Below are 20,742 nucleotides of genomic sequence, written 5' to 3'. Positions count from 1 at the left end.
CACGTGCATTGAATGCAAGCGCATTTAATTCCCGTGCAACAAAAGGGGTTGTTTCTGCTAACGTGCGGTCATGGCAGCGAACAAGTCCGAACGCGCGCTCGTGGACGAGTGGCGTGACGTCCTCGCCCTGCACGCCCGGACGACCTGCGAGCTCGACCGGGCGCTGCAGCCGTACGGACTCGGTGCCAGCGACTTCGAAGTCCTCGACGTCCTGGCCGAGGGTGGGAGCGAGGACACCCCGGCCTCCTGGCGCGTCCAGGAGCTCGCCGGGCGGGTCCATCTCAGCCAGAGCGCACTGTCCCGGCTGATCGCACGGCTGGAGAAGGACGGCCTGGTGGCGCGGGGGATGTGCCCCGAGGACCGGCGCGGGGTGCGGGTGATCGTCACGGAGAAGGGACTCGCGCGCCATGCCGAGGTGCGGCCGCTGCAGCGCGAGGTGCTGACCCGGATGCTGGACGGCGAGGCGTGATGGCGGGTGCCTGATGCCGCCCGCCCGATGCCGCCCGCCGGGTGTCCGAAGCTGGACGCCTGACGCCTGACGCCCGACGCCCGACGCCGACGCCCGGCGGTGGCGAAGGGCGCCGGGCGTCTCACGCGGCCGTGGCTGTGTCTGTCGGCGGGGCTACGCGGCTACGGGGCGAACTGGTCGGCCGGGGTGTCGCGCGACCTTGCGGTGTCCGCTGGAGTACGGGTGCTCAACTTGCCTGCTGGGAAGCCGCGTTCCTGGCCCAGTAGCCCATCGCCGCGGCACCGGCGGCGAGCGCCGCGACCGTGGTGAGTGCCACCGGCAGGGAGAACCAGTCGGCGAGGAACCCGATGGACGGCGGGCCGAGCAGCATGCCCCCGTAGCCGAGGGTGGACGCCGTCGCCACCCCGCCGGGACCGGCGACCGCGCCCGCGCGGGCGACCGCGACGGGGAAGATGTTGGCGAGCCCGAGGCCGGTGACCGCGAAGCCGAGGAGCGTGGCCCAGACGGTCGGGGCGAGCGCGCCGAGGAGCATGCCCGCGGCGGCCGTGGCCCCGCCTGCGACGAGCGTACGGGTCTGGCCGAGCCGCTCCAGGAGCAGCGTCCCGGAAAGCCGGCCGGCGGTCATGGTCAGGGCGAAGACGGAGTACCCGGCCGCGGCCACTCCGGGGTGGGCGCCCAGGTCCTGTTCGAGGTGGAGCGCACCCCAGTCGGCCAGCGCTCCTTCGCCGTACGCGGTGCAGAGCGCGATCACGCCGAAGACGAGGACGGTACGGCGTGCCGCCGGCGACGGCTTCCCGGGCCCGGACGGCTTCCCGGGCCCGGACGGCTTCCCGGGCCCGGACGGCTTCCCGGGCTCGGCCTCCGGCCCGCGTGGGAGGGCTTCGGGCAGGACGGGGGCGGGGTGGCGCAGGAGTACGGGCCCGGCGACGGCCGTCAGGGCCAGTCCGACGACGGTGAGACCGAGGAGGTGGGTGCCAGGTGACAGGCTTCCGGCGAGGAGCCCGCCGATGCCCGCACCGAGCATGCCGCCGAGGCTGAACGCGGCGTGGAAGCTCGGCATCACCGGGCGGCGCAGCGCGGTCACCAGGTCCACGGCCGCGCTGTTCATGGCGACGTTGATCCCGCCGTACGCGGCGCCGAAGACGAGCAGGACGAGGCCGAGGGCGAGCGGGGACCGGGTGAGCGCCGGCAGGGCGACCGAGAGGGAGAGCAGGACGGCGGTGGCGACGGTGACGGCGTGGCTGCCGAAGCGGCGGCAGAGCCGCCCCGTCAGGGTCATGGTCACGACCGCTCCCGCGGACACGCCCAGGAGGGCGAGCCCGAGGTCACCCGCCGAGGCGCCGGTCTGCTGCTTGACGGCGGGGATGCGGACCACCCAGCCGGCGAAGAGGAATCCGTCGAGGGCGAAGAAGAGGGTCAGGGCGGAGCGGAGGCGGGACAGGGAGTGGATGGCGGTGTCTCCGCCGAGGCCCCCCGGTGCGGCCGTCCGTACTTTGTTTAGTAGCGGCACAAACTCAGGATAGGGGGAGACGGGCCCCGGATTCAACCGGCCGGCACGCGGGCCGGTGTGAGGTCGACGGGTGGCCGGTGCGGCGGGCGGCGCGGGAACGAGGCGGGGTCGGCACGGGAACGAGGCGGGGTCGGCCCGGGAACGAGGCGGGGTCGGCCCGGGAACGAGGCGGCGCGGCGCGGGATCGAGACGGGGCGAGGGGTCGAAGGCGGGTCGACCGCCGGCCCGTCGGTGGTCCGGTCGTGCCCGGTCGGCGGCGCGGCCCGCTCGGGGTGTCCGTCGGTGGCGTCGGGCCGGGGTGCGGGTCCGGTCGTGGGTCCGATCATGGGAGACTCGCCCCCATGAACGGCAAGGCGACGACGACCCGGACTCGGCTGGACAGGGGGCGCAACGCGCTCGGCCCCGCGCTGGAGCTGGTGCACACCGGAAGGGCTCCGACACGGGCCGTCCTCACCGCCGAACTCGGCGTCACCCGGGCCACCGCGGGCGCGGTCGCCGCCGAGTTGGAGGCGCTGGGCCTCATCCGCGTCGACTCCAACCCCGGTGCCGCCGCCGGCTCCCAGGGCCGTCCCTCCCACCGGCTCGCCGTCGACGAGAAGGGCCCCGTCGCCCTCGCCGCCCAGGTCCACGCGGACGGGTTCCGCGCCGCGCTCGTCGGCCTCGGCGGCACCATCGTCGCCACGGCCCCCGGCTGTGTCACCGTCTCCGCCGACCCCGCCCAGGTCCTCGGCGCCGTGGTCGACGCCGGCGCCGCCCTGCTCCGGGAGACCGGGCGCCGCTGCGTCGGCGCAGGCCTCGCCGCGCCCTCCGCCGTCGCCGAACCCGAGGGCACCGCGCTCAACCCGCTCCACCTCGCCTGGCCCGCCGGGGCGCCGGTCCGGGAGATCTTCGCCGAGCGGGTACGGGCCGCCGGCATCGAGGGTCCGGCCTTCACCGGCAACGACGTCAACCTCGCGGCCCTCGCCGAGCACCGGCACGGTGCCGGGCGCGGCGCCCGCGACCTCCTCTGCGTGGCCACCGGCCACCGGGGCGTCGGTGGTGCCCTCGTCCTCGACGGCCGTCTGCACACCGGCAGCTCGGGCCTCGCCCTGGAGGTCGGCCATCTGACGGTGAACCCGGAGGGCCGTCCCTGTCACTGCGGCAGCCGCGGCTGCCTCGACGTCGAGACCGACCCGCTCGCCTTCCTGATGGTCGCCGGCCGTGACCCCGGCCCGGAGGTCTCGCTGCTCCAGCAGGCCCGTGACCTGCTGCGGACGAACCGCGACGACCCGGGTGTGCGGGTGGCCGTCGGGGAACTGATCGACCGTCTGGGGCTCGGCCTCGCCGGCCTGGTGAACATCCTCAATCCGGACCGGATCATCCTCGGCGGGCTCCACCGGGAGCTCCTCGACGCCGACCCCGAGCGCCTCCGCGCGGTCGTCGCCGACCGCAGCCTCTGGGGCCGCAGCGGCGGCGTCCCGATCCTGCCGTGCACCCTGGACCACAACAGCCTGGTCGGGGCGGCCGAACTGGCCTGGCAGCCGGTGCTCGACGACCCCCTGGCCGCGCTGGGCCGGGAACCCGCCTGAGCGGCGTTCCCCGGGGCTCCGACCGGACGGTCACCGCGCTCTCCGCGCTCTCCGGCGGCCGGAAGTCCCTGGCCGCCACCGGCCGGGTCGCCGATGGCTGGCTCCCCGGTCACGCGGCGGACCGGCACAGCGAGCGGTACCGGACCTCACGGCCCGTCGTCGACGAGGCGGCGGCAGCGGTGGGCCGCGACCCCCGTGACGTACGCACCGTCTTCAACCTCCCGGGGCGCGTCACCGAGCGGCCGCTGACCGCCACCCGCGACGGCGACGGGTGCTGGATCGGCGGCTCCGTCGACCAGTGGGTGGAGGAACTCACCGGCGCCGTCCTGGAACACGGCGCCTCGGGCTTCGTCCTCTTCTCTCCAGGCGGCGGTACGCAGGACATCGACACCCTCGCGCGCTGGGCCCGTGAGATCGCCCCCGCGGTCCGCGAGGCGGTCGCGAAGGGGTGTGGCTGAGGAAGGCCGGGCCGACTGTTCAGGGCGCGTCCGAGGGCCCCTAGATCGGTGCGGCCGACCTGGCGGCCTGCTCGATCTTCGCGCAGTAGGCCGCACGGGCTTCCTCGTCGATCTGCTTCTCGTGTTCGGCGCGCAATCCGGTCCGGCCGTCGAGGCCCTCGCGCAGGATGTCGGCGTGCCCGGCATGCCGGATGGACTCGCCGAGGACATGGACCATGACGGCGAACAGGTTCGTGTGGGAAAAAGGCTCCGGCCACCACGGCACGTGGCCGGGGGCGTCGAGGGGAAGCTCGTTGATCGTCGCGTCCGAGTGTTCCCACGTACGCCGGTAGAACCCGATGATCTGATCGCGGGTCTCGTCCTCGGTCGCCCACTGATCGCTGCCGTCGGAGTCCTGCCACCGGGGCAGCGGTTCCGGGGAAGGGCGGTCGAAGACCTCGCCGAAGTACCGGGCCTCGACGGTGGCCACGTGCTTGACCAGACCGAGGAGGTTGGTCCCGGTCGCTGTCAAAGGTCGGCGGGCGTCGTATTCGGACAAGCCGTCGAGTTTCCAGAGCAGCGCCTCGCGGTCCCGCCGCAGTCTCCCGTGCAGGTTGGCTTTCGCGAATTCATCGTTCATGCGGCACGAGCCTGCCATGGGCTGCTCGTGGTCTCAAGATCCCGTACGTGGCGCCGACAACGCCTGGCAGAGCCGAGGCCTGGCCATGGCCGCCGCCCTGTGAGACATCACAGGATCCCCGACAGAGCCTGTTCCTCGCGGGGTCGCGAAAATGAAGTGGGCGGGGGAGGGCGTACGACGTAGCCTTCCGCCTCGTGATCACTTCTGACTCAGACCTTCCCCCGCGCCTCGGCAGCCTTACCTTCCACGGCCCGCTGTCCGAGGCCCGCGCCACCCGCATGATCGAGCGGCTCGCCGCCGCCCAACCCGCCGACGTGCTCGACATCGGTTGCGGCTGGGGCGAGTTGCTCCTCCGTGTCCTGGAGAGCGCGCCGGAGGCCAAGGGGACCGGGCTCGACATCAACGCCGAGGACCTGGCCAGGGGCCGGGCCCTCGCCGAGGAGCGCGGTCTCGCCGACCGTGTCCTCTTCGTCGAGGAGTCGGCGCTCGGCACCGACCGGGGCCCCGTCGACGCGATCCTCTGCCTCGGGTCGAGCCAGGCGCTCTGCAACCCCAAGGAGGGGCACGACCCCGCCGTCGCCCTCCGGGAACTCCGTCGACTGGTCCGGCCCGGTGGCCGGGTCGTGCTGGGCGAGGGCTTCTGGGAGCGCCCCCCGACGGACAAGGAGCTGGCCGCCATGTGGCCCGGCGCCCGCACGGGCGACCACCTCTCCCTCGGCGCTCTCGTGGACCTCGCCATCGAGGCGGGCTTCCGGCCCGCGTGGATCGAGACGGCGAGCGCCGACGAGTGGCAGGAGTTCGAGTCCGGCTACCGGTACGACACCGAGGTCTGGCTCGCCGCCCACCCCGATCACCCGCTCGCCGCCGAGACCCGCGAGCGGGTCGACCGGCAGCGTTCGAGCTGGCTCAACGGCTACCGCCGGGCCCTCGGCATCACCTACCTCACCCTCGTCGCCGTGGTCTGACGCAACGTCACCACTGCAGCCCGGCCGTGGTCGTGGCCGTGGTCGTGTCCTGGGCCGCGGCTCCCGCGCCCGGGGGGCCGACCGGCGCATGCCCCGGAAGCGCTCGCCCTCGTCGGCGGGCGCCTCCGGGCCGCCCCACGGGAAGAAGGCGAGCAGTCCCCACGGCGAGGGGGCGACCGATTGACGGGAGCGGCGCGGGCCTCCGGCGGGCCGGTTCGAGGTGGTGTTCCCAGCGCCGGGCGGTGCCTTGAAGGGTCCGTACCGGTCCTACCTGAACCGTGTGACCGGAGCCGGTGGAAGATAAATGCGTCGACAGCGCCCCTCAACGCCCGGCAGGGTGGCCCCCTGTGACGAGCAGTGAGATGTGGACCCGTGAGACCGCCGACCGCTACGACGCCGAGGAGACCGAGTCGTCCTCGGCCGCCGTTCTCGGACCGACCCTGGACTTCCTCTCCGACCTCGCCGGAGACGGCCAGGCGCTGGAGTTCGCCATCGGGACCGGACGAGTGGGCGTCCCGCTCCGGGAACGCGGCGTGCCGGTAGTAGGCATCGAACTGTCCCGGCACATGGCGGCGGTGCTGCGCCGCAAGATCGACGAGGACACGCTCCCCGTGGTCATCGGGGACATGGCCACCACCGTCGTTCCCGGCGAGTTCACCCTGGTCTATCTCGTCTACAACACCATCACGAACCTGCTCACGCAGGACGAGCAGGTCGAGTGCTTCCGCAACGCCGCACGTCATCTGGAGCCCGGCGGCCGCTTCGTCATCGAACTGGGCGTGCCGCCGCTGCGGTTCCTGCCGCCCGGCCAGATCGCGGTGCCGTTCGACGTCTCCGAGCAGCACCTCGGCTTCGACACCTTCGACCTCGTCGAGCAGATCCTCGTCTCGCACCACTTCACCCGCGACGGCGACGACGGCCGCTACCGTCGTGAGAACTCCCGGCACCGGTACGCCTGGCCCGCAGAGCTCGACCTGATGGCACGGATCGCCGGGCTCGAGCTGGAACGTCGCGTCGCGGACTGGGAGGGGACGCCGTTCGCCCAGGACTCCGCGAAGCACGTCTCCGTGTGGCGCAAGCCGGCCTGAGGTCGGCGGAAGGCCGTCACGCCCTCCCGACGTACTCCCGCTGTCGTACGCGAGAAGCCGCTGCCCGTACGACGCCATCAGCCCCCTCCTCGGGCGACTCTCGAACCACGGACATCACCGCGTCACACGCACCGAGGAGCTGAACCCTCATGAACACCCTCGCCCACGCGGGCCCCGGCCCGTGGATCCTCCTCTTCCCTCTCGTCTGGGTCGCCGTCGTCGCGGCGCTCGTCACCCTCGCCCGCCGCGCCGGATGGCGCCCCGGACGCGGCGGCCGCCCCGCCGGGCCCGACGAGCACTCGCCGATCGCGCTCCTCGGCCACCGCTTCGCCGCCGGCGAGATCGACGAGGACGAGTACTGGCGGCGGCTCACCGTCCTGGAGGAGCAGTTCGGCCGCGCCGCGACCGCCAAGGGGCGCCGGACATGACCACCACGGCCACGTACGCTCCCGGCACGGGCACCGACGCCGCCCGGGTCCTGGACGCCGTCAAGGTCTACGGGCGCGACGACACCGAGGTCAGGGCCCTGGACGGGGTGAGCGTCGGCTTCCCCGCCGGCCGCTTCACCGCCGTCATGGGCCCCTCGGGCTCGGGCAAGTCCACGCTCCTGCACTGCGCCGCCGGACTCGACACCCTCACCTCCGGTGCCGCGCTCATCGGTGACACCGACCTGTCCACGCTCGACGACCGGCGCCTGACCCTGCTGCGCCGCGACCGCATCGGCTTCGTCTTCCAGGCCTTCAACCTCCTGCCGACGCTGACCGTCGCGGAGAACATCACCCTGCCGCTCGACCTCGCCGGGAGGACCGCCGACCGTGCCCGGTTCGACCGGCTCGTCGACACCGTCGGTCTGCGCGACCGGCTGCACCACCGGCCGAGCGAGCTCTCCGGCGGACAGCAGCAGCGGGTGGCCGTCGCCCGCGCCTTCGTCGGCGACCCCGACGTCGTCTTCGCCGACGAGCCCACCGGCAACCTCGACTCGCGCTCCGGCGAGGAGGTCCTGCGCCTGCTCGGCCGTACGGTGCGCGAGACCGGCCGTACGGTCGTCATGGTCACCCACGACCCGGTCGCCGCCGCCCACGCCGACGAGGTGATCTTCCTCGCGGACGGGCGGCTCGTCGACCGGATGGCCGCCCCGACGGCCGACCGCGTCCTCGACCGCCTGAAGGCCTTCGAGCCCGCGACCGATACGCGTGCCGGGAGTGCCCCGGGGGCCGACGCGACCCAAGGAGCGTCGAGATGAACACCCGTACCACTCACTCCACGCGCATGACTCGCTCTCCGCAAGCCACGCGCTCCACCCGCACCACTCGCTCCACCCGCACCACCCTCCGCCTCACGCTCTCCTCCCTCCGCGCCCACCGCCGCCGCTTCCTCGGCACCTTCGCCGCCGTCCTCCTCGGGGTCGCCTTCCTCACCGGCACCCTCGTCATGGGCGACACCCTGCGCGCGAGCTTCGACGCCATGTTCACCGGCGCCACCCGGGGCACGGACGCCGTCGTCCGCAGCGCGGTCACCGTCACGGCCGCCGGCGAGGCCCAGGGCACGCGCGGCCCCGTCGACGCCGACCTCGCCGAGCGCCTCGCCGAGGTCCCCGGAGTCGCCGCCGCCGCACCCCTGATCGAGGGCGCGGGCCAGCTCCTCGCCGCCGACGGGACGCCCGTCGGCGGCCAGGGCCCGCCCACCCTGGCCGGGAACTGGATCGAGGACCCCGCCCTCAACCCGTACCGGCTGGCGGAGGGGCGTACCCCGAGCGCCTCCGGCGAGGTCGTCGTCAACCGGGGCGCGGCCAAGGCCGCCGGCCTCGCCATCGGCGACACGACCGTCCTGCGGACCCCCGAACCCGTACGCGTCACCGTCGTCGGTCTCGCCACCTTCGGCGGCGCGGACGGCATGGGCCAGGTCACCTGGGCCGGACTGACCCGTGCCGACGCCGAGCGGTACCTGACCGCCCGGCCCGGCGAGGCCACGGGCATCGCCGTACGCGCGGGGCCCGGCGTCTCCCGGACGGAGCTGGTCGCCGCACTCGGCCGCGTCCTGCCGGAAGGAGTCGAGGCGGTCACCGGGCAGCGCGTCGCCGAGGAGAGCACCGAGATGGTCTCCGGCCGCTTCCTGGACCTCTTCACCACCTTCCTGCTGGTCTTCAGCGGAGTCGCGGTGCTCGTCTCCGTCTTCACCATCCACAACACCTTCGCCGTCCTCGTCGCCCAGCGGACCCGGGAGAACGCCCTGCTCCGGGCGATCGGTGCCGCCCGCCGGCAGGCCGTCACGGCCACACTCACCGAGGCGCTCGCCGTGGGGCTGCTCGCCTCCGCCGCCGGACTCCTCGCCGGAGTCGGAGTGGCCGCGGGTCTCCAGGCGCTCTTCCCGGCCATCGGCTTCCCCTTCCCCGAAGGGGACCTGGTCGTCACCGCCACCTCCCTCGCGCTCCCGCTCGGCGTCGGACTCGCGGTCTGTGCCGGATCGGCGCTCCTGCCCGCCGTACGGGCCGGGCGCACGTCCCCGCTCGCCGCGCTCCGCGAGACGCACGTCGACGGCTCGGGCACCTCCCGTGCCCGCGCGCTGACCGGTGCCTCCCTCCTGGCCGCCGCCGTCGGAGCGGTCCTCGCCGGAGCGCTCGGCACCCCCTCGCTCGCGCTCGCCGCGACCGGTGCGGGGCTCGCCGTCGCCGCCTTCGTGGTCCTCGGCCCGGTCGCCGCCTCGGTCGCCGTACGGGCACTGGGCCGGCCCCTGCGCGGTGCCAACCGCGGCCTCGCCCGCCGTAACGCCCTGCGCAGCCCCGGCCGTACGGCGGCGACCGCCACCGCCCTGATGATCGGGGTCGCCGTCGTCACCCTCTTCACCGTCTTCGGCGCCTCCCTCAAGGCCACCGCGGACCGCACCGTCGACCGCTCCTTCGCCGGCGACGTGGCGATCGGCGCACCCTCGTTCGGCGCGGGCGGCAGCGGGCTCAGCCCCCGCCTCGCCCCGGCCGTCGCAGCGCTGCCGGAGGTCGACACGGCCGTCGGTCTGGGGCGCGGAGTCGCGGAGGTCGACGGCCGGGGCCGCGCCCTGACCGTCACCGACCCGGCCGCGCTCGCCCGCACCCTCGACCTGGGGGCGGTACGGGGCTCCCTCACCGGCCTCGGTACGGACGGGCTCGCCGTCGCGGCCGGCGAGGCCGCCGCCTCCGGTCTGGCACCCGGCCGCACGGCCGAGCTGACCTTCACGGACGGCACCCGGCACACCTTCACCGTCCGGGCGGTCTACGAGCGGGCCGACCTCGCCGGCGACTACCTCGTCACCCGGGAGGCCTGGGCCCCGCACCGCACCCAGGACGCCGACCGGCTGGTCGCCGTCGCCTTCGCGGACGGTGTGTCCACGGAGCAGGGCAAGGCGGCGGTGACCGGAGTCGCGGACCGGTACGGCCACCCGGAGGTGCAGACCCGTGAGGAGTACGCGGAGGCCTCGGCGGGCGGCATCGACATGATGCTCACCCTCGTCTACGCGCTCCTCGCGCTCGCGGTCCTGATCGCCCTGCTCGGCATCGCGAACACGCTGACCCTCGCCGTCCACGAACGGACCCGCGAACTGGGCCTGTTGAGGGCCGTCGGGCAGACCCGCGCCCAACTGCGGGCGGTGGTCCGCTGGGAGTCCGTCCTCGTCGCCGCCTTCGGAACGCTCGGCGGGCTCGTGCTCGGCGGCCTCCTCGGCTGGGTCCTCGTCCGCGCCTCGGAAGGGTCGGGCGACAGCGCCCTCGCCTTCGCCGTACCGGCGGTGCGACTGGCGGCCGTTGCCCTGGTAGGCCTGCTGGCCGGCGTCGTGGCGGCCTGGCGTCCGGCGCGCCGCGCGGCGCGCCTGGAGATCCTCCGGGCGATCGCCACGGAGTAGCCGGACCGGGCTGGACCGAGCCGGAGGGCTGGACTGGACCGAGCCGGTCGGGACCGGGCCGGGCCGAGCCGGACCGGTCGGGACCGGCCGAGCCGGACCGGCCTACCTCAGCCCGCCCGGCCCGCGAGGACCGCGCCGGCGAGCAACGGGGCCAGGGCCGGTTCGACCGGGGCACCGAAGGGGACGTCCGGGACGACGTCGGGGAACTGTCCGTACCCCGCGAAGGGACCCTCGGTCGTGGAGCCGTACACGGCGTGCGCGTGCTCCTCGACCGGGACGGCGGGCGGCGGCGCCGAGAGGGTGAACCACACGACCTTCCCGTCGGCGCCGCACGGGCGGATGCCCCAACTCTCGCTGACCGCACCGACGATGGCGAGGCCCCGCCCGGAGGTGGCGAGCCCCTCGTACGCGTCGAATGCGTCGAGTCCGTCGAATGTGTCGAGGTCGTTCAGTCCGCCGCGGTCGTGCAGGGCTCCGGCCTCCGGTATTCGGGGGTCGTGGTCCCTGACCGAGACGGTGAGCCGGTCGAGCAGCAGCTCGATCTCGACCGTGCACCGCTTGTCCGGCTGCGCGTGCCGGTGGACATTGGTCAGAAGCTCGGTGACGCCGAGCGCCGCATGGTCGATCAAGGCGTCGAGATGCCAGTGGCGGAGATGCGCGGAGACAATCCTGCGGACCTGACCGATCCGCGACGGCAGAGCCTGGAGCTCCACCGCGTAATACCTGCTCGGCTCGCTGATCACGGCTGCGACTCCCCGAAGTAGTCCGGAAGAAGACGAAGATTCGGATCTCTCGTGCGGTACAGCAAGGTGGCGACCGAAGCGTAACGTCACCACCGGTGAACCCTCGGTGAGGTGGTTCCAGCGTGAACCAGTGGTGACCGCACCGCAACTCGCGGCGATTCACGGCAGGTCAGGTCCGATGCCAGGGGGTGTCGATCAACTTCCGCCGCCCGCCCGCCTGAGCGCCGCGAGGAAGCTTCCGTACTCCTCGGTCCCGTCACCGTCCTCGTGGCGCAGGGTCAGCAGGTACCGGGTCCCGTTCACGGTCGCCACCGCCTCGTCGCCCTTGGCGAACCAGGGCCGACCCGCCCGGACGGAGGTCACCGGCGCGCTGTCGATCTCGCTGCCGTAGCTCGTGAGGAGCGCGAGCCGGCCGTCCTCGATCCGTACCTCCCCGGCGTGCGTCAGGGAGCGGGGCCAGCGTGCGATCCGTACGCCCCTCGCGCTGAACTCGGGTTCCGCCATGCCGGTCCGCCCCTTTCACCCGGTTGCCGATACCAGTGTGCCGGGCCGTCGGCGAGGGCACCAGTGGCCCCGCCAAAGGGAGGCCTATGGGACGTCAAAGGGAACGTTTGCCCAGGTCGGAGGGGTATTGTCGGCGGTGGGGACCAGTGGCAGTGAGCAAGGAGTGGGACGGATGAGCACCACGGAGAACAGCACGGCCACCGCACCGGTGGCCAGCGCGGCGACCGTCGACGTCGACCGCAGCGACCCGGCGTACCGGGCCTGGCTGAAGGAGGCCGTCCGCAAGGTCCAGGCCGACTCCAACCGCTCCGCCGACACCCACCTGCTGCGCTTCCCGCTCCCCGAGAAGTGGGGCATCGACCTCTACCTCAAGGACGAGTCGACCCACCCCACCGGCAGCCTCAAGCACCGCCTCGCCCGCTCCCTCTTCCTCTACGGGCTCTGCAACGGCTGGATCCGGCCGGGCAAGCCCGTCATCGAGGCCTCCAGCGGCTCGACGGCCGTCTCCGAGGCGTACTTCGCGAAGCTCGTCGGTGTCCCCTTCATCGCCGTCATGCCGCGCACGACCAGCCCCGAGAAGTGCCGGCTCATCGAGTTCCACGGCGGGGAGTGTCACTTCGTCGACGACTCACGCACGATGTACGAGGAGTCCGCGGCCCTCGCCGCGCGCACCGGCGGCCACTACATGGACCAGTTCACCTACGCGGAGCGGGCCACCGACTGGCGCGGCAACAACAACATCGCCGAATCGATGTTCCAGCAGCTCAAGCTGGAGCGCTACCCGGAGCCCGCCTGGATCGTGGCCACCGCGGGCACCGGCGGCACCTCGGCGACCATCGCCCGCTACGTCCACTACATGCAGCACGACACCCGGATCTGCGTCGCCGACCCGGAGAACTCCTGCTTCTTCGACGGTTGGACCCACGGCGACCCGGACGCGACCGCCGACTGCGGCTCGCGCATCGAGGGCATCGGCCGCCCCCGTATGGAGCCGAGCTTCGTGCCCGGGGCGATCGACCGTATGATGAAGGTCCCCGACGCGGCGAGCGTCGCCGCCGTCCGCGCGCTGGAGACCGCCATAGGGCGCAAGGCGGGCGGCTCCACCGGCACCGGCCTCTGGAGCGCCTTCAAGATCGTGGCCGAGATGGTCCAGCAGGAGCGCACCGGCAGCGTCGTGACCCTGATCTGCGACCCGGGCGACCGCTACCTCGACAAGTACTACTCCGACGACTGGCTGGCCGCCCAGGGCCTCGACATCGCCCCGTACAGCGCCGCTATCGAGCGGTTCCTGGCGACGGGGGTCTGGCCGGTGTGAGCCGCCGGTCCAGGCGCCGCGCCGCGTCCCGGAAGGACAGCCCCACGCCCGGCCGGGCGAGGAGCAGCACGGTCCGGAGCGGCGCGGGCCCGTCGACGGCCATGATCCACCGCAGGTGCGTGCCCTTCCCGGCGGGGGAGAGGAACCACTCCTCCGCCATGGCCGTCACGCCGGGGGCGTTCGTCGAGTCCACCCGGTAGGCGTAGCGGACGTCGGGCTCGGAGGCGAGGATCGTCTCCTCGAAGCGGATTCCGCCCCGCAGCCGAATGGTCCGGCCCGCCCCGTCGCCCGTGGGGACGGCGGAGACGACGGGGGTGAACCAGGCGGGCAGGCTCCCCACCTCCACGGCCACCGACCGGTAGACGGCCTGGGGTGGTGCGGCGAGTGTCGCGGAGAAGGTCAGACGGACGGGCGCGGATGCGGTGAAGTCGAGCTCCACCGGCCTCAGTCGGCGTGCCATGGACCGAACCTCCCAGGACGGACGCGGAAGTGAACCCTAGCTGACGCGATGTCAACAGCACAGAGGGCAAAAGCGGTCGGGCCCTCCCGCCCGGCTTCCACGTCCCCCGGTCGGCCTCCCGGCCCCGCGAGCCCGGTCTGATCGGCAAGACACCCCCTAGACGTGCAGCAGCCTGTCCACGGCCCGGCCGAACAGGGCCTGTCCCGCCCGCGCGAGGACCGGGTCGAAGACGCGGGGGAGACCCCGTACCGCGAGTTCCTCCGTCCACGCCACCCGGCAGCCGCCGCCCGCGGCCTCCGCCACCTCGATGATCGCCCAACCCCGCACGACCCGGCCGGACTTCTCCAGCTCGCACAGGCCGCCGGGCCGCCCCGCTCCCGGCGGCTCCCAGCGCACGACCTCCATCGGGTCGTCGAAGGCCAGCCTGCCGATCCCGGTCCGTGCCGTGAACCGTGTCCCGGCCCGGGCCGGGCCCGGCGTCAGGACCCTCGTCCGGGTCAGCGGCACCTGGCAGCCGTGCGCAGGCCAGTCCGTCAGCCGCAGCCACGCCTCCTCAGGCGCCAGCGGAACGGTCCGCTCGACCCGGAACAGGGTCACGCCGGCTCCTCGCCCGCCACCAGGAGCCCCGGCAGGTGCTCCGCCACCTCGCTCCGGATCCCCTCGCCCAGCCCGCGGTCCGTCACCCAGGTGTCCACCTCGGACAGTTCCGCGAAGGAACTCAGGCCCGTGGTCCCCCACTTGGTGTGGTCGGCGACCACCACCACCCGGCGCGCCGACCGCATGAGGCATCGGTTGGTCTCCGCCTCCGCGAGGTTCGGCGTCGACAGGCCGGCCTCCACGGAGATGCCGTGCACCCCGAGGAAGAGCAGGTCGAAGTGGAGCGAGCGGATCGCCCGGTCCGCCACCGGCCCCACCAGTGCCGCGGACGGGGTGCGTACCCCGCCCGTCAGGACGACCGTCGCCGCCCCGCGCCGCACCTCGCCCCCGCCTTCCGCGGGCTGCGCCTCGTGGAACACGTCCGCGACCCGTACCGAGTTGGTCACGACCGTCAGGTCCGGTACGTCGAGCAGGTGGCGGGCCAGCGCGTAGGTCGTCGTCCCGCCGGACAGGGCGATGGCCGTGCCCGGCGCGACGAGCGCCGCGGCCGTCCGCGCGATCTCGTCCTTCGCGCTCGGTTCGAGCACCGACTTGGCCTCGAAGCCCGGCTCGTGGGTGCTCGCCTCGACCACCGGTACGGCGCCGCCGTGCACCTTCGCCACCATGCCCTGGCGGGCCAGCGCGTCCAGGTCGCGACGGATCGTCATGTCCGAGACGTTCAGCCTGCGGGTCAGTTCGTTGACCCGTACACCGCCGCGCCGCCGGACCTCGTCGAGGATCAGGGCGCGCCGCTGCTCCGCGAGGAGGTTCTGGTTGTCAGTCACCGCCGGGGCCGGTCCTTCCGCAGGAGACAAGGGGATCAGTGTCGGATTCGGTGAGAGACCGTGCGCGGTCGCACGGTCGTCCGCGATCCTGATGCCGACGTCGCATCCTCCCACTCAGAGAGGAAGTCCCCTAAGTGTCCCCTGCCACACCCGCCCCGGAGACCGGGGGCGCGGCGCTCGAACTCCTCGTCCACGGAGTCGGCGGAGCCACCCCGCAGGACATGCTGGACGATCCCAGGACCGTGCGAGTGACCGGAGACCGCACCGCCGCCGTGCACCGGCGTGCCGAGGACCTCGACGCCGAGGACCACCCCGAGCGGTACGCGGCGCGCCCGGTCCCGGAGGCGTACTGCTGGTCCAACCTCACCTCGGGCGACGGCGCCCGCGCCCTCTGGCTGCTGCTCCTGCCCTTCATGGTCGCCAACCTGGCCCACTGGATGCGCCCGCCGACCGTGGGCCGACCGGGACTCGTCCGGCTGTACGGGGTCCTCGTCCGGCTCGTCGCCCTCACCCTCACCGTGCTCCTCACCGCCGCGGCCTGCGAGGTCGCGCTCGATCTGACGGCCTGGCAGTGCGCCGGAACCGCCGCCTGCGCCGACGCGTCCTCCTGGCTCGGCTTCCTCGCGGCCGACCGCGGCGGCTGGTGGTCCTCGCCCGGGCGCCGCCTGGCCCTCGCCGCACTGGTGCCGACCGCGCTCGTCGGCCTGCTCTGGTACCTGTCCAACCGCACGTGGAGCGCGTACGAGGCGCAGCGCCCGCCCGCCGGCCACGACGCCCCGGCACCGGAGCCGCGGCCCGCCGCCCCGGAGGCCGGGGCCGACGAGGAGCCGCGCCCCGCGCTCGGGCGCCCGGGATTCTGGTACGGGCGGCGGCTCGTCGCCCGGCTCCGGGCCGCGCACACCGCCGCCGGGTTCCTCACCGTCGCCGCGGCCCTCGGCACCGCCACCGCTCGCCACGACACCGGCGCGCGCGCCGCGTTCGGCCTCGCCCTGCAGGGGGCCCTCGTCACCCTCTGCGCCGTCGTGCTGTGGGTCGTGTGCCGTCGCGGCCGCAGCGAGCGCCGCCTCGACCTGCGCGTCGAGCGGGCCCTCGTCTCCTGGCTGCCCGGCTCCGCCCTCGCCCTGCTCGCCCTCACCGCCCTGTACGCCGGCTGGTCGCGCCCCGGCTGGGTCTCCGCGGGCACCCTCCCCGGAGACGCCGTCTTCGGGGCCCTCACCCTCGCCCAGGGCGGCCTGGTCGTCGCCCTCGGTGTCGTCGCCCTGCTCCTCCAGCGGCCCCGCAGGGACCCGCGCACCGCCCTGCGCGGCCTCGGCGGCCCCGCCGTCGCCATGCTCGCCTGCGCGCTCGCCGGGGTCATGTCCGGCGGCGTCGCCCAGCGCGTCGCCGACTGGCTCGACGGGCCGGGAGCCGCCGGACAGGGGCCCCGTATCGGGCCGCCCGTGCTGCTCAGCTGGCAGGCGTCCGTGATCCCCGTCCTGCTTCTGCTGCTGCTCGCGCCCGCCGCCCTCCTCGTCGTACGGACCCTCCTCACGGCCCGGCGGCTCCGGCCGGTCGTCGAGGCCGACTACGACGCCACGGACGCACCCGACCCGGTCCGTACGGGACAGATCGCGGCCGGCCGGGCCCGCGCGGCGCTCACCGACTCGGCACCCGTCCTCGTCGGCGTCGTCTCCGGCGCCACCCTGCTCCTCGGGGCCGGCTCCGTCGCCGGCGCCTGGGCCAGCGGAAACGTTCCCGGCCGGGCCTTCGACGGCGCCCACCCCGCGCTCGCCTCCGCCGCCTCGGCCGCCCAGGCCCTCGGCTCCTGGATGGTCGGCTTCGGCTTCCTGCTCTTCGTCACCTGGGGCCGCCGCGCCTACAAGGACGCCTCGGCCCGCCGCACCATCGGCATCCTCTGGGACGTCGGCACCTTCTGGCCGCGCGCCGCCCACCCCTTCGCCCCGCCCTGCTACGCCGAACGGGCCGTCCCCGACCTCACCTGGCGCATGAGCTCCTGGACCCGCCGCACCGGCGGCCGGCTCGTCATCTCCGGCCACTCCCAGGGCAGCGTCCTCGCCGCGGCCGCCGTCTGGCAGCTGGCGCCCACCACCCGCCGCCGGGTCGCGCTGCTCACCTACGGCTCACCACTGGAGCGGCTCTACGGCCGCTGGTTCCCCGCCTACTTCGGACCCGAGGCGCTGCGCGCCCTCCACCGCACGGTCCACTGCTGGAGCAACCTCCACCGCGCCACCGACCCCATCGGCGGCCCTGTCCGGGTGCCCGCCGAGGACGGCCGGCCGGCCGTCGACGGGGACGTGCTGCTCGACCCCGTCGCGTACGGCCGCACCCGTGAACACCCGCTGCCCGAACCGATCCTGGGCCACTCCGACTACCAGGCCGACCCGGCCTTCGCCGACCGGCGCTCCGGCCTCCTCGACCGGCTTCCCCCTGCCCTGCCCCACCAGCGCGAGCCCAACGACGCCGACCGTCACGGGAGTTCGGGGAGGTCCTCCGAATAGAGAAGGGTCAGGTCGTCCGTGGTCGGCTCGGCGAGCGCGGACACCCTGCCCGCGTGCCGCTCCACCATCGACTCGAACGTCTGGCGCGCCGTACGGCCGTTGCCGAAGGCCGGACCCTTGGGAAGCTTCGTGAAGTACGTGAGCAGCGCGTCGTCCGTACCCGGCGCGAGCCGGTACTCGTGCTCGTCGGCCTGCTGTCCCACGATCCGGAGGAGCTCGTCCGGCGCGTAGTCGCCGAAGCTGATGGTCCGTGAGAAGCGCGATGCCACACCGGGGTTGACGGTGAGGAAGCGCTCCATCTCCGCCGTGTACCCGGCGACGATCACCACCACCGCGTCCCGGTGGTCCTCCATCAGCTTCACCAGGGTGTCGATCGCCTCCCGGCCGAAGTCCCGCCCCGAGTCCTCCGGCGAGAGCGCGTACGCCTCGTCGACGAACAGCACCCCGCCGCGCGCCCGGTCGAAGGCCTCCTGCGTGCGGATCGCGGTCGAGCCGATGTGCTCGCCGACCAGGTCCACCCGGGAGACCTCCACCAGGTGTCCCCGCTCCAGCACCCCGAGGGAGGCGAGGATCTCCCCGTACAACCGGGCCACGGTCGTCTTGCCGGTGCCGGGGTTGCCGGTGAAGACCAGATGGCGGCGGACCGAGGCCGCCTTGAGCCCCGCCTCCTGACGCCGGCGTCCCACCTCGATCATGTTGGTGAGGGTCCGCACCTCGTGCTTGACGCTCTCCAGGCCCACCAGGGCGTCCAGTTCGCCGAGCACGTCGTGCGAGGCACGGGCCTCGGGAGCGGGCTCCGCCACCACCGGCGCCGGAGCGGCCGGCTGGACGCGCGGCACGGGGACGGTCCCGAGGAGCCCGGGCGACTGCGTGGCCGTCAGGACGGTGCCGCCGTCCGGTACGGAGGAGCGCACCGCGCTCTCGTCGCTGGTGCAGTCCTCCGCTGCCGCGCCCTCCTCCGGGAACTCGTACCCGCCGCGCGCACACCGTTCCGTACGGCACTTGCGCAGACTCGTCCGGCAGCCGTCCGTCACGTGGAAGCCGTACCCGCCGCTGCCCGTGACCCGGCAGCCGTGGAAGGAGCCGCGGCCCTCGGCCGACACGTAGAAACCGGCCTCGGCGGGCGAGGTGACCGTGCACCGCTCGATGGTCGGGTCGGCGCCCTTGGTCACGATGACCCCGGTCTGCACGGCGTCGATCGTGCATCCCGCCAGGGTGCCGCCGCTGCCGTGGTCCCGGAACCAGGCGCCCGTGGAGGCCTCCCGGATCCGGCAGTCGTCGAGCTGGGCCGTCGCCCCGTCGCTCACCGACACCGCCGTGTTCCGCACCTGCGACAGGTCGCTGTCGACCACGTCCACGCGCGAGCCCCGGTCGAGGACGAACAACGCGTCCGGCACGTCGTGCACCCGGCAGGCGTCGAGGACGGCGGTGGCCCCGTCGCTCACCCACACCGCCGGATAGTCGCCCGTACTGTCGTGGATCTCGCACTGGTTGGCGTCCACCCGCGTCCCCGGGTCCCACACGGAGAGGCCGTTGCGGCCGAAGCGGCGGACCGTCGACCGGGTCAGGGTCAGCACCGAGCGCGAGCGCAGGTCGACCGCGTTCTCCGGGACGTCGTGGATGTCGCAGTCCGAGAGCGTCAGCACGGCGTCCGTGTCGAGCGTGATGCCGTCCGCCGAGGTGCGGTGCACCGACGAGTCGGTGAGGTGCGCGGTGGCGCGGGCCGCGATCTGGAGGCCCGCGCCCTTGATCTCGTACACCTCGCAGCCGACGCCCTCCAGGCCGCTGCCCTCGCCGGTGACGGCGATCCCGGCGCCCGAGGAGTGGTGCACCCGGCAGCGCTCAAGCCGCGGATGCGCCCCGCCGCGCACCGATACGCCCGCCTGCCCGGCGGAGACCACCTCGCACTCCTCGAAGACCCCGCCCGCGCCGTCGACGACGGCGATGCCGACACCGGCCGGGTTGTCGATCGTGCAGCGGCGGACCGTCGGGCGGGCGGCGCCGCGGACCTCGATCCCGGCGGCCGAGCGGGTCATGATCCGCAGGTCGAGCAGTTCCGGGGTGCCGTCCTCGATCAGCAGGGCCGGCGCGGCCACGTCCTGTCCCTCGATGTGCAGGTCCTGGACGGTGACGGAGGCGCGGACGGTCAGCGCCACCCCGTCCGGCGGCGCGATCCGCACGGAGCCGACCCCGCCCTCGGGGCCGCGCAGGGTGACGGCCCGCCGCATGACCAGGTTCTCCCGGTAGGTGCCGGGCGCGACGGTGAGCACGTCCCCGTCGTTCGCGGCCTCCAGGGCGGCGGCGAGGGAGGCGTACTCACCCGTGCGGCGCCGCCACCGCGATGTACCGGTGTGCGTCACCTGGACCGTGCCCTGTGCCATGGGTGTGCCCTGCCCCGCCTCGCGCCTCGCCGCTGATCCGATGCCCCACCGTAGCGCGCGCGGCGCCGGGCGGTTGACGGGTCGTGAGGGCTTACCCGTACGGGTGGGTCGCCGGTGCCGTTACGGGGCTGTCGCCGCTGACCGTGCGGGGGATCGCCGCCGCGGACGCGGGTCAGCTGCCGGTGTCGGCGCGGCCCCAGTCGGGACCGGCCGAGGCCCACGCGCGGTCCAGGCGGGCGTACCGCCGCAGGACGAGCCGGCGTACGGCGAGGCGGCGGACGGTCTCGACGAGGAGCCCGGTGAGGAGCGCCGCCATCAGACCGGCGATGGCCGCGTGGGCGCGGGCCGTACCCGCCGGCATGGGCGGGGACGTCGGGCGCCCGTCCCGGTCCGTCCAGAAGGAGAAGGTGTCACCCGGCGCGGAGTGCCCCCGCGCCGTGGTCACCGTGCCCGTACGTGCCGTGCCGTCCGGGGAGGTCCACCGCGCCACCACGGAGCGGCGCAGACCCGCCTCCCCGGTGTCCGCGCCGGTACGGTCTCCGCCCGTGGGCTCGTCGGCCGCGCGCACCACCCGGGCGGTCGTCGGCAGCCGCTGCTCCTGCTGCACGCGCACCGCGCGCTGGAGCGAGCCGTTCGTGGACGAACCCACCGTCCAGCCGGCCAGGGGCACGGCGACGCAGAGCAGCGCGGCCGCCGCGAAGGCGACCCACGCCTCTATGAGATCCGTGCTCCGGCGCAGGGGATTGCGTCGCCAGCGCCAGACTCCTGTGGCTGCGCGCATGTCGGCCCCCTCGTTGATCGCCACTGCTCCAACGAGTGTGCCCTGGGTGAGCGTTCCCCGCCTGTCGGGCGGATCGGGCGGGTCGCGCGGCT

At 74.1% G+C, this 20,742-nt stretch carries 20 protein-coding genes; 10 read left to right on the top strand and 10 right to left on the bottom strand.

Annotation, left to right across the window (positions count from 1 at the left end; all coding sequences use genetic code 11):
• Positions 1-70 precede the first annotated feature (70 nt).
• Positions 71-469, top strand: a complete 399-nt coding sequence (locus OG580_RS03805) for a MarR family winged helix-turn-helix transcriptional regulator (RefSeq protein ID WP_267042209.1) — start codon at positions 71-73, stop codon at positions 467-469.
• A gap of 226 nt (positions 470-695) precedes the next feature.
• Here OG580_RS03805 and OG580_RS03800 read toward each other — a convergent pair whose 3' ends face one another.
• Positions 696-1,979 carry an MFS transporter gene (locus tag OG580_RS03800; protein WP_267042208.1) on the bottom strand — a complete coding sequence of 428 codons (1,284 nt, stop codon included), beginning with the start codon at positions 1,977-1,979 and terminating at the stop codon, positions 696-698.
• Positions 1,980-2,011: 32 nt separating this feature from the next.
• Positions 2,012-2,305, bottom strand: a complete 294-nt coding sequence (locus OG580_RS03795; protein WP_267042207.1) for a hypothetical protein — start codon at positions 2,303-2,305, stop codon at positions 2,012-2,014.
• Between the two features lie 15 nt (positions 2,306-2,320).
• Here OG580_RS03795 and OG580_RS03790 point away from each other — a divergent pair, with 15 nt between their 5' ends.
• Together OG580_RS03790 and OG580_RS03785 are read left to right on the top strand one after the other, a co-directional pair.
• Entirely contained in the window at positions 2,321-3,547 is a 1,227-nt protein-coding gene (locus OG580_RS03790; protein WP_267042206.1) for an ROK family protein, read from the top strand.
• Between the two features lie 179 nt (positions 3,548-3,726).
• Positions 3,727-4,005, top strand: coding sequence for a hypothetical protein (locus tag OG580_RS03785; protein WP_267042205.1), 279 nt, complete (start codon positions 3,727-3,729; stop codon positions 4,003-4,005).
• Positions 4,006-4,045: 40 nt separating this feature from the next.
• On the opposite strand, the gene OG580_RS03780 is transcribed toward OG580_RS03785, so the two are convergent.
• Positions 4,046-4,624 carry a DinB family protein gene (locus OG580_RS03780; protein WP_267042204.1) on the bottom strand — a complete coding sequence of 193 codons (579 nt, stop codon included), beginning with the start codon at positions 4,622-4,624 and terminating at the stop codon, positions 4,046-4,048.
• Between the two features lie 194 nt (positions 4,625-4,818).
• Here OG580_RS03780 and OG580_RS03775 point away from each other — a divergent pair, with 194 nt between their 5' ends.
• The 5 genes from OG580_RS03775 to OG580_RS03755 all read left to right on the top strand — a co-directional run bounded on the left by OG580_RS03775 (position 4,819) and on the right by OG580_RS03755 (position 10,547).
• Positions 4,819-5,589, top strand: coding sequence for a cyclopropane-fatty-acyl-phospholipid synthase family protein (locus OG580_RS03775; protein ID WP_267042203.1), 771 nt, complete (start codon positions 4,819-4,821; stop codon positions 5,587-5,589).
• Positions 5,590-5,936: 347 nt separating this feature from the next.
• Positions 5,937-6,677, top strand: a complete 741-nt coding sequence (locus OG580_RS03770; RefSeq protein ID WP_267042202.1) for a class I SAM-dependent methyltransferase — start codon at positions 5,937-5,939, stop codon at positions 6,675-6,677.
• Positions 6,678-6,826: 149 nt separating this feature from the next.
• Positions 6,827-7,105: an SHOCT domain-containing protein gene (locus OG580_RS03765; RefSeq protein WP_267042201.1), complete on the top strand. Its 279-nt coding sequence runs from the start codon at positions 6,827-6,829 to the stop codon at positions 7,103-7,105.
• A complete protein-coding gene (locus tag OG580_RS03760) occupies positions 7,102-7,920 on the top strand; it encodes an ABC transporter ATP-binding protein (RefSeq protein ID WP_267042200.1) in 819 nt (272 codons plus the stop codon). Before OG580_RS03765 ends, OG580_RS03760 begins: the two co-directional genes overlap by 4 nt.
• A 26-nt stretch (positions 7,921-7,946) precedes the next feature.
• Positions 7,947-10,547 carry an FtsX-like permease family protein gene (locus tag OG580_RS03755; RefSeq protein WP_267042199.1) on the top strand — a complete coding sequence of 867 codons (2,601 nt, stop codon included), beginning with the start codon at positions 7,947-7,949 and terminating at the stop codon, positions 10,545-10,547.
• A gap of 107 nt (positions 10,548-10,654) precedes the next feature.
• Here the strand turns inward: OG580_RS03755 and OG580_RS03750 are convergent, their stop codons facing one another.
• On the bottom strand, positions 10,655-11,290 hold the full coding sequence (locus tag OG580_RS03750; protein ID WP_267042198.1) for an ATP-binding protein: 636 nt from the start codon (positions 11,288-11,290) through the stop codon (positions 10,655-10,657).
• Positions 11,291-11,485: 195 nt separating this feature from the next.
• Entirely contained in the window at positions 11,486-11,794 is a 309-nt protein-coding gene (locus tag OG580_RS03745; RefSeq protein WP_267042197.1) for a hypothetical protein, read from the bottom strand.
• A gap of 172 nt (positions 11,795-11,966) precedes the next feature.
• On the opposite strand from OG580_RS03745, the gene OG580_RS03740 reads away from it, so the two are divergent.
• Entirely contained in the window at positions 11,967-13,109 is a 1,143-nt protein-coding gene (locus OG580_RS03740) for a PLP-dependent cysteine synthase family protein (protein ID WP_267042196.1), read from the top strand.
• On the opposite strand, the gene OG580_RS03735 is transcribed toward OG580_RS03740, so the two are convergent.
• The 3 genes from OG580_RS03735 to OG580_RS03725 all read right to left on the bottom strand — a co-directional run bounded on the left by OG580_RS03735 (position 13,069) and on the right by OG580_RS03725 (position 14,990).
• Positions 13,069-13,569: an SRPBCC family protein gene (locus OG580_RS03735; protein WP_267042195.1), complete on the bottom strand. Its 501-nt coding sequence runs from the start codon at positions 13,567-13,569 to the stop codon at positions 13,069-13,071. The two genes, OG580_RS03740 and OG580_RS03735, sit on opposite strands and share 41 nt — an antisense overlap.
• A 156-nt stretch (positions 13,570-13,725) precedes the next feature.
• Positions 13,726-14,166: an SRPBCC family protein gene (locus OG580_RS03730; protein WP_267042194.1), complete on the bottom strand. Its 441-nt coding sequence runs from the start codon at positions 14,164-14,166 to the stop codon at positions 13,726-13,728.
• Complete coding sequence (locus OG580_RS03725) at positions 14,163-14,990, bottom strand: DeoR/GlpR family DNA-binding transcription regulator (RefSeq protein ID WP_267042193.1); 828 nt, start codon at positions 14,988-14,990, stop codon at positions 14,163-14,165. The genes OG580_RS03730 and OG580_RS03725 overlap by 4 nt, the downstream gene beginning before the upstream one ends.
• A 134-nt stretch (positions 14,991-15,124) precedes the next feature.
• Here OG580_RS03725 and OG580_RS03720 point away from each other — a divergent pair, with 134 nt between their 5' ends.
• Positions 15,125-17,488, top strand: a complete 2,364-nt coding sequence (locus OG580_RS03720; RefSeq protein WP_267042192.1) for a hypothetical protein — start codon at positions 15,125-15,127, stop codon at positions 17,486-17,488.
• Here OG580_RS03720 and OG580_RS03715 read toward each other — a convergent pair.
• Entirely contained in the window at positions 17,458-19,869 is a 2,412-nt protein-coding gene (locus OG580_RS03715; RefSeq protein ID WP_267042191.1) for a right-handed parallel beta-helix repeat-containing protein, read from the bottom strand. The two genes, OG580_RS03720 and OG580_RS03715, sit on opposite strands and share 31 nt — an antisense overlap.
• Positions 19,870-20,041: 172 nt before the next feature.
• Positions 20,042-20,650, bottom strand: a complete 609-nt coding sequence (locus OG580_RS03710) for a hypothetical protein (RefSeq protein ID WP_267042190.1) — start codon at positions 20,648-20,650, stop codon at positions 20,042-20,044.
• Between the last annotated feature and the right edge of the window lie 92 nt (positions 20,651-20,742).

The organism is Streptomyces sp. NBC_00094 (assembly GCF_026343125.1).
In the GTDB taxonomy this organism is placed as follows: Bacteria; Actinomycetota; Actinomycetes; order Streptomycetales; family Streptomycetaceae; genus Streptomyces.
This window is presented reverse-complemented; position numbering and strand designations above follow the sequence as displayed.